15 protein-coding genes are annotated in these 14,374 nt (G+C 61.1%); 7 read left to right on the forward strand and 8 right to left on the reverse strand.

The annotated features are described in order from the left end of the window. Window positions 1-15: 15 nt before the first annotated feature. Genes C4N22_RS12935 through C4N22_RS10040 form a run of 3 tightly spaced genes read right to left on the reverse strand, consistent with a single transcriptional unit; the run spans window position 16 to window position 1,682 of the window. Entirely contained in the window at window positions 16-183 is a 168-nt protein-coding gene (locus C4N22_RS12935; protein WP_022257837.1) for a hypothetical protein, read from the reverse strand. 3 nt (window positions 184-186) lie between these two features. Then, the gene (locus C4N22_RS10035; protein WP_112148874.1) at window positions 187-948 is read right to left on the reverse strand and encodes a hypothetical protein; all 762 of its coding nucleotides are present in this window, start codon (window positions 946-948) and stop codon (window positions 187-189) included. 8 nt (window positions 949-956) lie between these two features. Beyond that, window positions 957-1,682 carry a lysophospholipid acyltransferase family protein gene (locus C4N22_RS10040; RefSeq protein ID WP_112148875.1) on the reverse strand — a complete coding sequence of 242 codons (726 nt, stop codon included), beginning with the start codon at window positions 1,680-1,682 and terminating at the stop codon, window positions 957-959. Between the two features lie 240 nt (window positions 1,683-1,922). Between C4N22_RS10040 and C4N22_RS10045 the strand changes: the two genes are divergently transcribed. From C4N22_RS10045 to C4N22_RS10075, 7 genes are all read left to right on the forward strand, one after another. Continuing rightward, a complete protein-coding gene (locus C4N22_RS10045; RefSeq protein WP_112148876.1) occupies window positions 1,923-2,753 on the forward strand; it encodes a DUF624 domain-containing protein in 831 nt (276 codons plus the stop codon). A gap of 46 nt (window positions 2,754-2,799) precedes the next feature. Then, window positions 2,800-4,191 carry a hypothetical protein gene (locus tag C4N22_RS10050; protein WP_112148877.1) on the forward strand — a complete coding sequence of 464 codons (1,392 nt, stop codon included), beginning with the start codon at window positions 2,800-2,802 and terminating at the stop codon, window positions 4,189-4,191. A gap of 34 nt (window positions 4,192-4,225) precedes the next feature. Further along, window positions 4,226-4,831, forward strand: coding sequence for an AAA family ATPase (locus tag C4N22_RS10055; protein ID WP_022257833.1), 606 nt, complete (start codon window positions 4,226-4,228; stop codon window positions 4,829-4,831). Window positions 4,832-4,935: 104 nt separating this feature from the next. Beyond that, window positions 4,936-6,330, forward strand: coding sequence for an MATE family efflux transporter (locus C4N22_RS10060; RefSeq protein WP_112148878.1), 1,395 nt, complete (start codon window positions 4,936-4,938; stop codon window positions 6,328-6,330). 45 nt (window positions 6,331-6,375) lie between these two features. Beyond that, a complete protein-coding gene (locus C4N22_RS10065; RefSeq protein WP_112148879.1) occupies window positions 6,376-7,095 on the forward strand; it encodes an HdeD family acid-resistance protein in 720 nt (239 codons plus the stop codon). Window positions 7,096-7,110: 15 nt separating this feature from the next. Further along, complete coding sequence (locus C4N22_RS10070) at window positions 7,111-8,523, forward strand: NAD(P)/FAD-dependent oxidoreductase (RefSeq protein ID WP_112148880.1); 1,413 nt, start codon at window positions 7,111-7,113, stop codon at window positions 8,521-8,523. A gap of 204 nt (window positions 8,524-8,727) precedes the next feature. Then, entirely contained in the window at window positions 8,728-9,387 is a 660-nt protein-coding gene (locus C4N22_RS10075; RefSeq protein ID WP_112148881.1) for a MurR/RpiR family transcriptional regulator, read from the forward strand. 73 nt (window positions 9,388-9,460) lie between these two features. Here the strand turns inward: C4N22_RS10075 and C4N22_RS10080 are convergent, their stop codons facing one another. From C4N22_RS10080 to C4N22_RS10100, 5 genes are all read right to left on the reverse strand, one after another. Next, on the reverse strand, window positions 9,461-10,669 hold the full coding sequence (locus C4N22_RS10080; protein ID WP_112148882.1) for a MalY/PatB family protein: 1,209 nt from the start codon (window positions 10,667-10,669) through the stop codon (window positions 9,461-9,463). A gap of 64 nt (window positions 10,670-10,733) precedes the next feature. Continuing rightward, window positions 10,734-11,210 (reverse strand): peptidylprolyl isomerase, encoded by a 477-nt coding sequence (locus tag C4N22_RS10085; RefSeq protein ID WP_022257827.1) that lies wholly within the window; start codon window positions 11,208-11,210, stop codon window positions 10,734-10,736. A gap of 145 nt (window positions 11,211-11,355) precedes the next feature. Beyond that, window positions 11,356-12,162: a TIGR03915 family putative DNA repair protein gene (locus C4N22_RS10090; protein WP_112148883.1), complete on the reverse strand. Its 807-nt coding sequence runs from the start codon at window positions 12,160-12,162 to the stop codon at window positions 11,356-11,358. Continuing rightward, a complete protein-coding gene (locus tag C4N22_RS10095; RefSeq protein ID WP_112148884.1) occupies window positions 12,141-13,499 on the reverse strand; it encodes a putative DNA modification/repair radical SAM protein in 1,359 nt (452 codons plus the stop codon). The genes C4N22_RS10090 and C4N22_RS10095 overlap by 22 nt, the downstream gene beginning before the upstream one ends. Window positions 13,500-13,583: 84 nt before the next feature. After that, window positions 13,584-14,216 (reverse strand): LexA family protein, encoded by a 633-nt coding sequence (locus C4N22_RS10100; protein ID WP_022257824.1) that lies wholly within the window; start codon window positions 14,214-14,216, stop codon window positions 13,584-13,586. Window positions 14,217-14,374: the final 158 nt, after the last annotated feature.

Consider the following 14,374-nt stretch of genomic DNA (forward strand, 5'->3'; position numbering starts at 1 on the left):
AGAGACTTTTATGGTTCATTTGCGCAGATCTTCCCGCTTGCGGGCCGTGCCGTAGTACCGCCCGTAGGGATTGTCGAGATCCGAAGCTTTGGGCGGGGCGGGGGTGCCGGGGGCCGCGGGCGCGGGCTTTTCCGGCACGGCGGAGTGTGCCGCCGTGCCCCGGCGGATGAGACGGAACCGCATGGCTCAGCCCTCCCTCAGGGTGGAGACAGCCCCGGCGGTCAACGCCTGCCAGAGCTCCTCGCCGCCGGCGAGGTTCTCCGCCGTGGCGGTGTTCCAGGCACCCCGCATCCCGATGTAAAAATCGGAGAGGTACTGCTGGCTGTCGCCGCCCTGGGCGTGGGTGGTGTCGGCCCGGTACTCGCCCAGGTCCAGCCCGGCCAGCACGGGGCAGTCCGTCCACTTGTACACCATGTTCCACCAGTCGTCGTCGCTGTCCGGGGCGGGCAGGCTGCCGTCCAGATACCGCAGGGTGCCGGTGCTGTCCTCGAACCCGGCGGGGTCGTAGAGGAGAAAAATGGAGCTCAGGCCGCCCTGCACGTCAGTGGCCAGCTTGGTGGTGCCCGCCATGGTCAGGTAGGCGGCGCTCTCGGTCTGAGGATCCTCGTCGCTGTAGTCCAGCGTGTAGACGTTCAGTGTCACCAGCACCTTGCCGTCGCCGTTGCGGTCCTCGCCGTACCGGGCAAGAGCCGTCTGCAGGGCCGTCACGGTGTCGTCGGGCAGGTAGTAGGGGGCCACCACGGCGATGTTGTAATCGGGCTTGGGCACAAAGAAATACTGTCCGATGAAGTTGTAAGCCACAAAGGCCACGGCAATGCCGATGAGGATGACCCACTTGAGGTTATAATCCCACCAGTTGGTCCACTTTTCTTTCCGGGTGTACTGCCGCTCTTTGCGGGGGGCCAGCTCCCTGGGGTCGATGTCGCGCTCGTAACGATAGCTTGCCATAAAGCTCCTTATAATTCAGCCAGAATGGTCTGGCGGACGGCGTCGGGCAGCTGTTTCTGCTCAGCGCGGCTCATGCCTGCGGTCTGGATGGGGGGCAGCACCTTGATGCGTACCGTGCCCGGGTGGCAGAGGTTGCCGTTGTTCTCAAACAGGGCCCGTGCCCCGGTGATGGCCACCGGCACCACGGGAGCGCCTGTCTTGACCGCGATGCGGAACGCGCCCTGCTTGAACTCGCCGGCGCCGCCCTCTTCGCCCTTGTAGCGGGTGCCCTCGGGGAAGATGACAAAGCTCTTGCCGCTCTCCACGATGGCGGTGGCGTCGTTCAGGGCCCGGACGGAGGCGCGCACGTCGTCCCGCTGGACGAACACGCAGCCCAGCAGCTTCATCCAGCGGTTGAGCAGGGGGATCTTCCCCAGCTCCTCCTTGGCCAGGATGCCGTGGGGCCGGTCCAGCCCGGCCAGCAGCAGGGGGATATCATAGTAGCTGCGGTGGTTGCCCACAAACACACAGGCAGTGTCTTTGGGGATGTTGTCCAGCCCCTCCACCAGCAGCTGGACCCCTGTGATGTGCAGGATCTGCCGGCTCCAGTGGGGGATGTGCTTGTTGACGATCTGCTCCACCGTGTCCATGTCGCCTGCGGCCAGCGCGCGCTCGCCCCGGCGGAGGATATTGTAGTGGACGATCATGTATCCAAAAAGATAGAGGAACATTGCAATGGTGCGGAAAATGCTCATGAGAGATGCTCCTTTCAATGGGAATGGGCTATAAAAATCCCAGTTTATTGTAACACACTTTTCCGTAAAAAGGGAGAGAAAATACTTTTTTTACAAATCCTAGCCTTTGCAGCTTGCAAAATCCACAAAATCCGGGTATAGTTATAACTACAAAGGTAGCACAATGGCGCTTCCAGAGAGAAACGCCGGTGCCTGCCAGACGCTGTCCGCCGGGCAGCAGGAAAGGAACCGGAACGACACATGAGTTTATTCCCCTCTGCAAATGATTTCAAAGCGGGGCCGGGCGTGGAGAAAGACGCCCCCCGCAAGACCGGCGTAGGCCGTTTCTTCGAGCTGGTGGGCCGCGATATGAGCAGCATGTTCCTTGCAAACCTGCTCACCTGCCTGGGCTTTCTCCCGGTCATCTGCCTGGTCTACATCGGCTTTCTGATGAACAGCCTCCCCGTGATGCTGGTCAGTGCCGCTGCGGGCGGCATTCTGGCGGGCCCGGCGCTGGCCGGCATGTACGATACCGTTCTGCGCGCCCTGCGTGATGAGGCCGGTTACTGGTGGACGACCTACCGCAAGGCATTCAAGCGCAATTTCAAGGCCAGCATCCTGCCGGGCGTGCTTTACTGCGTGGTGGTCACGGTGCAGATCTTCTTTGTGTATTTCTGCTTCAACATGCTCTACCACGGCACCAATGTGGGCGTGCCCATGTGGGTGGCAACGGTGCTCAACCTGCTGCTGTTCCACATGCTGTTCTCCTATCTGTGGCCGCAGGTGGTGCTGCTGGATCAGCCGTTGTTCCAGACGTTGAAAAACAGCGTCAACTGCATGATCGCGTTCCTGCCCCACGCGCTGGCGGCGTCGGTCGTTACCATCCTGTTCTGGGGCCTTGTCATCCTCTGTATGCCGCTGGGCCTGCTGCTCATGCTGGTGTTTGGCTTCTGGTTCCAGGTGGAAGTCTGCTGCCAGATCGTGTATGGCGACCTGGACCGGGTGTTCCACATTGAAGAGAAGATCCAAAAGCTCCACGACGCCGAGCTTGAAGCAGAGCTGGCCGCCGAGCGGGGCGAAGACGAAGAGTAATTTCATCCACTGAAAATTTGCTGCGGCAGAAAGGGGAGCAGGAGCCATGGAGCAGCGGAACAATCTGGTGCTGCAGGGCACCGAGACATTCTCCCGCGGGCAGCTGGATAACGTGGCGCTGGAGAGCGGCAGCATCGTGCTGGACAGCGCGGCGGGCCGCTACCTGCAGTACGGCAGCTACACCACGCCGGAGTTTGCCATGCCCGCGTTCTGCAACCTGAACGTGAGCTGGAACGCCCACGCTCCCCACAACACCATGGTGGAGGTGCGCTGCCGCGTGTATGCAGGCAACGCCTGGACGGGCTGGATGAGCTTTGGCAAGTGGGCCCCGGATTACCCCCGGTGCAGCGTCAACGCCCAGAGCGAGGACGGCATGGTCTTCCTGATGGGGGACACGGTCACGGTGGCAACCCCCGGCGGCGGCACCGGCGTGCAATTGCAGGTCAACCTCTCCTCCAACGACGATAAAGTCACCCCGGCCCTCCGGCTGCTGGCCGCTGCCGTGCGGCCCGTGACCTGGGAAAAACAGGAGGGCCACCCCATCAACCGGCGGCTCTACCTGCCGGAATACTGCCTCAGCGCCCACGACCCCAGCTTTGGCCGGGAGATGGACCTGCCGCTGGTGATGGCCGCCCTCATGAACCGCTTCGGCGAGGACATCCTCCCCGAGGAGGTGGCCTATGTGATGGAGGATAAGGCCACCGGCAGCACCGGCAACGGCGCGTTCGCCGCGGCCGCGGCAGGCTGCTGCGGCTACCCCTGCTGGCAGGCCTGGATGGACCTGAAAGACCTCCGGGCCCAGATCCACGACGGCTGTTCGGTAGCCGTCCGGGTGGAGCGCCGGGTGCGGGGCCAGCGGGACTCCGTCGGGGTCTGGATGGGCCTGCGGGGCTTCGGGCACGATGACGCCGTGCTGGCGGATTTTGTCCTCCTCAATGACCCCACGGCGGACACGGATGGAGCCGTGAACTGCACCATGGCCGTTACCGATTTCCTGCGCTACTTCACGGGCCGGGCCATCGCCCTGCGGGGCAAGCCCCGGGACGTGGAAGCCGACCGCCCCCGCCGCATCCTGTGCGAGCTGGAAAAGACGGGAGAGCCCGGCGTGTACACGTTCGTGCAGCGGGGCCAGAAAGACCTTCTGCCCGAGGAATTTTCCGGCTGGCTGGCGGCCAGCCGCCACGATGGGATAGCCCATGCCACCACCGCCCACCGGACGTTCAAACGGCTGGAAAAAACCGCTGAGGGCGGCATCCGCTTCAGCGCGGAGCAGCTGGCCGCGGGCGGGCGGTACAGCGTGTACGCGGTGGACCAGACCGGCAGGATGCGGGTGGCCGAAGTCCGGCTCCCGGTGCCGCCCCCGCCGCCTGAACCCGTTCTTCAAAGCACCGCGCAAGCCGCCGGAGCAGCTGCCCCGGCGGAGCCGAGCGCTTTTTGAGAAAAATCCAATTTTTCTATAGGAGGAATACATTATGGCAAAGACGATCATTACGATTGGCCGTGAGTACTGCACCGGCGGCAACTACATCGCAGAGGATGTGGCAAACACCCTGGGCATCAAGCTCTACGATAAGGAGCTGATCACCATGGCAGCCAAGCATTCCGGCCTGTCCGAAGAGGCGGTGGCGGCCAGTGAAAAGCGCCACACCCACAGCCTGCTGTACAGCCTCTACACCATGGGCAACGATCTGCCTCTGGGCGATCAGGTCTTCATCCTGCAGAGCCGGATCATCAAGCAGCTGGCCGAGGAGGGCCCCTGCGTGATCCTGGGCCGCTGCGGCGACTATGTGCTGCGGGAGCGCAAGGACGTGCTGCGCGTCTTCATCTATGCTCCGGTGGAGTGGCGGCGTGAGCTGGCCAAGACCGACCCCCTTGTCAAGGCGAAAGACGAGAAAGGCATCAAGGAAGAAATCGAGAAGACCGACCGCAACCGTGCTGCCTACTACAACTACTACACCCAGAACCGCTGGGGCGACGCGCACAACTACGACCTGGCCATCAACGCCGCGCTGGGCCGCGAGACCTGCGTGAAGATGATCCTGGACGCCGTGGCCGCCAAGGAGAAGACCATGGGCTGAGGCCCGGACACCGGGCGGTCCTGGACGTAAAAAACAATGATGGTTCGTGGGTGGGGCGCGCAAGCGCTCTGCCCACGTTTCCGGTAAAGAAACAAGCATCCCAAATGTCAAAAGGAGTCAACGTGGAAGAAAATCAACAAGCAACGGCCCGTGAGAACATCATGGGCACTATGAACATCAACCCGCTGCTGGTCAAGCTCAGTGTGCCCATGATGGTGTCCATGCTGGTGCAGGCGCTGTACAACGTGGTGGACTCGATCTTCGTGTCCCACGTCAGCGAGAGCGCCCTGACCGCTGTTTCGCTGGCGTTCTCGCTGCAGAACGTCATGATCGCCGTGGGTGTGGGCACGGGCGTGGGCGTCAACGCCCTGCTCTCCAAAAGCCTGGGTGAAAAGAATCAGGAGCGGGCCAACAAGACCGCCGAGAACGGCATTTTTCTGGCCCTGTGCAGCTATGTGATCTTTTTTGTCATCGGCCTTACCTGCATGAAACCCTATTTCTACGCCCAGACCAGTGACCCGGACATTGCCCTGCAGGGCATCCGGTATCTGCGGGTGTGCAGTGTGTTCAGCCTTGGCCTGTTTTTGCAGACCATGGGCGAGAAGCTGCTGGCCGCCACCGGCCGCACCAACCTCAGCATGACCAGCCAGCTCATCGGCGCGGTGGTCAACATCGTGCTGGACCCCATCTTCATCTTTGGTTATTGCGGCGAGGCATTGTCCGGCACCACGGGGGCCGCGGTGGCTACCGTCATCGGCCAGTTCTGCGGCGCGGGCGCGGCCATCTTCTTCAACCTGAAGAAAAACCCGGACATCCAGATCAGCTTCCGGGGCTTCCGCCCCAACGGCGAGGCCATCCGGCGGATCTACGTCGTGGGCCTGCCCAGCATTGCCATGCAGTGCGTGGGCAGCGTGATGACGTTCTTCATGAACCAGATCCTCATGGCGTTCTCGGCCACGGCGGTGGCGGTGTTCGGCGTCTATTTCAAGCTGCAGAGCTTCGTGTTCATGCCCATCTTTGGCCTGAACAACGGGATGGTGCCCATCATCAGCTACAACTATGGTGCCCGGGACCCGCGGCGCGTCAAAAAGACCATCAAGCTGGCCATCACCTACGCGGAGTGCATCATGCTCATCGGCTTCTGTGTGTTCCAGTTTGCACCCGGCCTGCTGCTGAACCTCTTTGCCGCCAGTGACGCCATGCTGGCCATCGGCATCCCGGCACTGCGGATCATCTGCCCCCACTTCCTGCTGGCAGGCATCGGCATCGTGCTGAGCTCGGTGTTCCAGGCGTTGGGCAACGGCGTGTACAGCCTCATCATCTCGGTCTGCCGCCAGCTGGTGGTGCTGATTCCGGTGGCGTGGCTGCTGAGCCGGACCGGCAACGTGAATATGGTCTGGTGGGCGTTCCTCATTGCGGAAGTGGTCAGCACGACGCTGAGCCTCGTGTTTATGGCACGCATCAACAAAAACATCATTGCACCCATGCAAAACGCGTAACAAAAGCAAAATAAGTCCCCTGCGGACGAAAGGATCGTGAATGATATGGGAAAAAAGCTGAAATGGAACCTGATCGTGATGAGCGTGCTCTACCTGGCTTTGGGCATTTTCCTGCTGATGGTGCCCGGTACGGCCCTCAACGTGGTCTGCTACGCGCTGGGCGGCGTGGTGCTGCTGGGCGCCGTGATCCAGCTGGTGCGCTATTTTCTGGTGGAGCGCGGCATTTTCCAGAGTCAGCTCACCCTGATCTCCGGTCTGGTCTGTCTGGCGCTGGGCGGCTTCCTCATCCTGCGCAGCGACATCGTGGTCCGCATCCTGCCCATCGTGTTCGGCCTGTTCGTCATCTTCGATAGCCTGGGCCGGGTGCAGAACGCGCTGGAGCTCCGCCGCTGCGGCTATGGCAGCTGGAAAGGCTTCCTCCTGCTGGCGCTGCTGAGCGTGGTGCTGGGCGTTGTGATGATCGTGGACCCCTTTGGGGCCATGGAAACGCTGGTGATGGCCATTGGCGTGATCCTCATCATTGAGAGCGCCCTCAACCTGCTGAGTGCCCTGTACACCATGCTGGCGGTGCGGCGGTTCGTCAAGCTGCACCCGGAGGCGCAGTCGGTGCTGGAGGCCGTTACCGGCCAGGATCTGAACGGCGACGGCGTCATTGCCCCGGATGTGGCCCGTGCCGATGCCGAAGCCACGGCCGTGGAGCTCGACCATGTGGACGAGAGTGCCGAGGTGGAGCAGGAGAACGACAACGAACAAATCAACGAATAAAAGGATAAAAAGAAAATGGAAAAGTACGATCTGATCATTGTGGGTGCCGGCCCGGCCGGTATTTTTACCGCTGTGGAGCTGCTGCGCCACGGCAGCAAAAAGCACATCCTGCTGGTGGAAAAAGGCAAGCCGGTGGAAAAACGCCACTGCCCCAAGGCAGAGCTGGGCCACTGCGTCAACTGCCGCCCCACCTGCGCCATCACCACCGGCTTCTCGGGTGCCGGCGCGTTCTCGGACGGCAAACTGAGCCTCTCCTATGAGGTCGGCGGCGACCTGCCCACCCTCATCGGCGAGGAGTTCGCCCAGGAGCTGATCGATTATACCGATAAGATCTATCTGGAGTTTGGCGCGGACCCCCATGTGGAGGGCATCTACACCGGCGAGGAGATCAAGGAGATCCGCAAGAACGCCATCCATGCCGGCCTCAAGCTGGTGGACTGCCCCATCCGCCATCTGGGCACCGAGAAAGCCCAGCAGCTCTACCTGGCCATCCAGAACCATCTGGCCGACAACGGCGTGGAAATGCTCTTCTCCACCGAGTGCGAGAACATCATCCTCGAAAACGAGGTCTGCAAGGGCGTCCTCATCAAGGGACCCCGTGATACGGAAGCCTATCCGGTTTACGCGGATACCGTCGTCATCGGCACGGGCCGCCGTGGCGCTGACTGGCTGGAGAAGATCTGCGCCGAGCACCACATTGCCCACAAGCCCGGCACCGTGGACATCGGTGTCCGCGTGGAGTGCCGCAACGAAGTCATGGAGAAAGTGAACAAGGTGCTGTATGAGTCCAAGCTCATCGGCTACCCCAAGCCCTGGAAGAACAAGGTCCGCACGTTCTGCCAGAACCCCGGCGGCTTTGTGGCACAGGAAAACTATGATAACGACCTGGCTGTCGTCAACGGCCACAGTTTCAAGGAGAAGAAGAGCCCCAACACCAACCTGGCCATCCTCGTCTCCCACAATTTCACCGAGCCGTTCAACCAGCCCATCGCCTACGCCCAGAAAGTGGGCGAGCTGACCAACATGCTGGGCGCGGGCCATATTATGGTCCAACGCTACGGTGATATCCTGGACGGCAAGCGCACCTGGCAGAAAGAGCTGGCACAATCCAACGTCAAGCCCACCCTGAAAGACGCTGTGGCCGGTGATATCACCGCCGCCATGCCCTACCGCGCCATGACCAACATCATTGAGTTCATCAAGATGCTGGATATGGTGGTGCCCGGTTTTGCCGCCAACGAGACCCTGCTCTACAGCCCGGAGCTGAAGTTCTACTCCAACAAGGTCAAGATGGACGAGAACCTGGACACCAACATTCAGGGCCTGCACTGCCTGGGCGACTCCTCCGGCTGGACCCGCGGCCTGATGATGGCCTCCGTCATGGGCGTGCTCATGGGCCGGAAGCTGGCCGAAAAAGAGGGCTGCTGAAAAACAGCGCCCGCTGGATCGCGTAAAAAGATTCACTCCCCCTGTACAAGGGGGAGTTTTTCGTTGAAAAATTTGGAGGAATAAAATATACAAATTGCTGAATTTGTGGAAATGTGACACAAAAAATTGATTTTTAGCACAGAAACTGCTAAACTTGACGCAACGATCCGTGTGTAACAAGCACACACCAGGAGGTATTGCGATATGGGCGAAACCCCAATGAGCGCTTTGACCCTGCTGTGCCACAAACTCGGCTTTGAGAGTTACCGCAAGTTCCAGCTGGCACTTGCGCGGGATGTGATGGAGCAGCAGGAGGCGGAAAAAAGCCACGCGGCGGCTCAGCCGGACCGGATGCGGAGCATCCTGCAAAAATTCCTCGTCAACAAACAGGAAGAAGTACGGGCCACGGTGCAGGCGCTGGATGCGGACCAGCTGCGGGCAGCGCTGGCCTGCCTGAACGCGGCCCATGTGGTGGAAGTGGCCGCTGCCAGCCATAACCTGAGCATCGCGCTGGAAGCCTCGGTCAAGTTTGGCAGCCTGGGCAAGCGGTGCGTGGCCAGCGCCATCCCGGAAAAGACCCGTGCCTTTGCGGCGACTTTGACAAAGAACGACCTGCTGCTGGTCATCTCCGGCACCGGGCGGAACCCTGCGCTGGAAGAGGTGGCCCGGCTGGCCCGGGAAAACGGGGCAGCCATCCTCCTCATCACAAGCACCCGGCACTCGCCGCTGGCCCAGCAGGCGGATCATGTCCTGCTGGCTTCCAACCGGGAGCAGCGCCTCATTGAGGGCGACCATGCTCCCTCCCAGCTCTCGGTCCTGCTGGTCATCGAGGTGCTGTACTACCTGATGCTGCTGGGCGAGTAAAACCAGTTCCGAAACAAAAAACGCCTCTGACGGTGGATGTCAGAGGCGTTTTTTGTATAGAGAAACTTAAAAATTACTTTGCGTTAAAAACATACTGATCCATCCGGCGGAAGGCTTCCTCAATGCGGGAGCGGGGAGAGGCCAGATTCATCCGCAGGTGGCAGGGACCGTGGAACATGGTGCCATCCTGCACGGCAGCGCCCACATCCCAGCAGGCCTGTTCCACTTCCCGGATGGTCTTGCCGTGGGCGGCGCACCAGTCGGTGCAGTCCACAAAGAGCATGTAAGTGCCCTCGGGCTTGGCCACTTTCACACCCTCAAAGTGCTGGGCGATGTAATCGCAGGCAAAATCCACGTTGCCGGTCAATACCTCGCGGAGCTCGTCCGCCCACTCATAGCCCTCGGGCTTGTAGGCACCAATGAGGGCGTGCATGGAGAGGACGTTCATGGAGTTGTAGTGGCAGAGGCTGGACTCCTTTTTGATGCGGTCCCGCCACCAGTCATTGTACACGATATGGTAGCTGCCGATGAGGCCGGCCAGGTTGAATGTCTTGGAGGGGGCATACATGGCGGCAGTGCGCTGGCGGGCATCCTCGCTGATGGACTGGGTGGGGATGTGTTTGTGGCCGGAAAGGATGATGTCGGACCAGATCTCGTCCGAGACGACATAGACGTTGTACTTTTTGAACAGCTCCATGGCCTTTTCCAGCTCCCAGCGCTCCCACACACGGCCGCAGGGATTGTGGGGGCTGCACAGAATCGCGGCATGGATGTGTTCCTCGGCCAGGTGTTTTTCCATGTCGGCAAAGTCCATCCGCCACACGCCGTTCTCGTCCTGCACCAGCGAGGAGTGGACGATATCGTAGCCGTTGTTTTCCAGGCAGCGGGTAAAGCCGATGTAAGTGGGGCTGTGCACCAGCACCTTGTCGCCCCTGGAGCAGACGCAGTTCAGGGCGCTGACCACGCCGCCCAGCACGCCGTTCTCATAGCCGATGTGCTGCTTTTCCAGTCCGGTCACGCCGTTGCGCCTGGCCTGCCACTGGAGGATGGCGTTGTAGTATTCGTCGCTGGGGTCAAAGTAGCCGAATGCCGGGTGTTGGACGCGGGCAATGACCTCCTGCTGGATGGTGGGCACCACCGGGAAGTTCATGTCCGCCACCCACATGGGGATGGCGTCAAAGCCCTCCTTGGGGGCAGAGGGGGCAAAGCCGGTGCCCAGGCCGTCCACGGCGATGGCATCTTTGCCGTGGCGTTCGAGAATGGACGTAAAATCGTATTTCATGACAATTCTCCTTAACAAAAAACCGCACAGCCGGAAAAGCCCGGTGTGCGGGAAGAACACAGGTTTAGCCCTCGATGAGCTCCACGGTCTTCATTTTGACCGGGGTGGTGGGCTTATCGTTCCAGTCGGTGCGGACAGCGGCGATCTGATCCACAACATCCATGCCGGCCACCACCTTGCCAAAGGCGGCATACTGGCCGTCCAGGTGGGGTGCGTCCTGGTGCATGATGAAGAACTGGCTGCCGGCGCTGTTGGGGCTCATGCTGCGGGCCATGCTGATGACGCCGCGGGTGTGCTTGATGGGGTTGTTGACGCCGTTGGCAGCAAACTCACCCTTGATGTTCCAGCCCGGGCCGCCGGTGCCGTTGCCCAGCGGGCAGCCGCCCTGGATCATAAAGCCGGGGATGACGCGGTGGAACGTCAGACCGTTGTAAAAGCCCTCGCTGACCAGCTTCTTGAAATTCTCACAGGTGATGGGAGCGGCTTCCTCGTTCAGCTCAATGTCGATGATGCCGCCGTCTTCCATAGTAATGCGAACCATAGTTGTACAATACTCCTTTATTTCGGCCCTTTGCAAAGGGCATTTGCGGCAGAAGACCTGCCAAGTGACAGGGATAGTATATCATAGGTTGGCGGTTTTCTCAAGCCATCGGCCTATGACGGAATTGTAAATAAAAATCAATGGGTCAGCAGCCCTGCATCTCCGGCATATCCTGCCAGAAGCGCTTGGGGCAGTGGGACATCCGGCCGGTTTCATTGTGGCGGGCCTTGATCTCCAGCGTATCGTAAAACTGCTTCCACAGGGCCTGAAACTCCTGCTCCCGGGCGCTGGGCGGGGGCAGCTCCAGCGGGGCGGCCAGCTCGGTGAGGGTGGCTTTATGGTTTTGGTAGAGCAGCACCGCCTGATGCACGGCGTCATAGATCATGAAATTTTCTTCGGGGAACCGCCCGCAAAAATGCCCCCGCAGCAGGGGCAGGATGTAGTTCTTGGGGTGGATGACGGCCCCCAGCATCCCGTCGTATTCGGTAAAGCGGACAAAGCCCTGGAACTTGTCCACCTCCCAGTCCAGGCTCTTTTTCATCTCGTAGAGCGGGGCCACGTCCGGGTGGCCCATCCGCTTGACAGTGCCCGGCCCCAGCGCGAAAGCCAGATGCAGAAAGCGCAGGAGCAGCAGCTCTTTGTCCTCCCGCCCGGAGAGGAAATCCCGGGTGACGAGGGATTCCGTTTCGGCCCCCAGTTTTTTGCCGAAGCTGGCAAAAACGCGCTGGGCTCTGGCGTGGTCGGTAGCAATCTCCCGGATGGGGTAGAGGGTGGCCGTCTCCCGCTCCGGCGTCCAGATGGCAAACGGGATCTCGTGCTGGAGAAAGCTCTCGAACACGCAGCAGAGAAAGCCCTCAAAGCTGCCGTCGTACAGGTAAACAAGGTCGGCGTCGTGGAGCCTGCGGGGCGCAGGGGAGATGGCCGCCGGGGTCACAGCGCTCTGGCCAGACATTGTACCGCCTCCTCCCGGATCATCCGCTGGGCGGCGCGGGGCGGCACGCCCTGCGCCACCAGTTTGTCCACGGCAGGCGGGGAGAACATGCTCAGCTGCTCCACCCCGCCGCTGAATACATTGGGGTCGATGAGGGCCCGGGTGATCCGCTCCCGCCCGGCACTGCCCTGGCCCGGGTGGGCCCCGGAAAAGCCGTTGCAGGTGATGAAATACTGGGCCCGCTTGAGCACGACCCCCATCCGCCTGAGCTCGTCCAGCCCCAGAGAAGCCTGCTTGCGGGCGTGCCAGATGCGCCGGGCGCTCTTGGGGCCGATGCCCGGCACCCGGAGCAGCATTTCAAACGGGGCCCGGTTGACGTCCACGGGGAACAGCCCGTAGTGCTGCACGGCCCAGTTGCATTTGGGGTCCAGATAGGGGTTGAAGTTGGGGCTGTTTTGATCTAAAATCTCGTCGGCCTTGAACTGGTAGAACCGGAGCAGCCAGTCCGCCTGATAGAGCCGGTGCTCCCGCAGCAGCGGGGGCTTGGTGTCCAGCGCGGGCAGGCGGGTGTCCTCCGTCACCGGGATATAGGCGGAGTAGAACACACGCTTTAAGTTGTACTTCTGGTATAACCCCTCGGTGAGCTGCAAAATGTGGTAGTCCGTTTCGGGGGAGGCCCCCACGATCATCTGGGTGCTCTGCCCGGCGGGAGCAAACCGGGGCGCTTTGCGGGAAACAGCCACTTCCTCCCGGCTGGCGGCACCGGAAACAGCGATCTGCTTCATGGGCCGGAAAATGGAGTGCCGCCCCTTGTCCGGGGCCAGCAGGGAAAGGCTCTTCTCGCTGGGCAGCTCAATGTTGACCGAAAGGCGGTCGGCCAGATAGCCCAGCTGTTCCAGCAGCTCGGGGCTGGTGCCCGGGATGGCTTTGGCATGGATGTAGCCCCCGAAGTGGTACTGCCCCCGCAGCAGCCGCAGGACGGCGAGCATCCGCTCGGTGGTGTAGTCCGGGCTGACGAGGACGGCGCTGGAGAGAAACAGCCCCTCAATGTAGTTGCGGCGGTAAAACTCCATGGTCAGCTCGGCAAGCTCCCGGGGGGAGAACGTCGCCCGGGGCAGATCGTTGGACTTGCGGTTGACGCAGTAGCTGCAATCGAACGAGCAGCAGTTGGTCATCAGCACCTTTAAAAGGCTCACGCAGCGGCCATCCGCCGTAAAGGCGTGGCAGCAGCCCGGTGCGTAGCAGCTGCCGATGCTGCCGGCCCGCGCGGCGCGGGATGCCCCGCTGGAAGTGCAGGCTACATCGTATTTGGCGCTGTCGGCCAGGATCGTGAGTTTGTCCATCAAAGACTGTTCCATGGGGTGCCTCCCGGAAAAAGGGATAAAAAAGAAAGCCATACGCAGCTTCTGCAAATGGCTTTTGGATTTTTGGGGTCAAAAATTTTACCACTTCGCCTTGGTTTCCACCACGCGGCCCGCGATGTGCAGGCGGTTGAGGTCTTCGCCCTTGATGACCATTTCGTTGTAGGCCGGGTTGAACGGCTGCAGCACCACGCAGTTGCCCCGCTGGAGGTAACGCTTCAGGGTGCCCTCGCCCTCGTCGCCGTAGACCAGCACGCCCAGGTCGCCATTTTCCAGCGTGTCCTGCTTGTGCACCAGTGCCAGGTCGCCGTCCTGGATGCGGGGCTCCATGCTGTCACCGCGGACCACGAGATAGAAATAGTTGGAGGGGTCTTTCACCCGGGCATACTCCTGCCCGTAATCCTCCTCAAAGGCCAGGGCACCGTACCCGGCTTTGACGGTCCCGATGACCGGGATCAGGCTCTCGGCATAGTTGCCAAAGAACCGCTCCTCCGGCGTGTTGCTGCTGGCGACCGGGCGGTACAGCCCCAGCAGAAAATCCGCCGTGGTGCTCAGGATCTCCGCAATGCGGGCGACCGTTGTGGGGTCCGGGGAGGACTTGCCGCTTTCCCACTTGCCGACGGCCTGCTGGGTGACCCCCAGCTTGGACGCCAGTTCCGCCTGGCTCATGCCCTGCTGCTTGCGGCATTGCTTCAAAAGCTCTGAAAACGACATGGTTGTGCACTCCTTTGTTCCGGTGGCATTTTACTTGTGGTTTTATTATACAACAAAAAGATGTTTGAGTAAAGAGAAAAGTTCCGCACACCCCAAAAAAAGGTTGTCAGCTGCGGGAAGTGGCGAAAAACTTTCAATTAACCCTTGACAGCCCGCCG

The sequence above is a fragment of the Faecalibacterium prausnitzii genome, from assembly GCF_003287495.1.
GTDB classification, from domain to species: Bacteria; Bacillota; Clostridia; order Oscillospirales; family Ruminococcaceae; genus Faecalibacterium; species Faecalibacterium prausnitzii_I.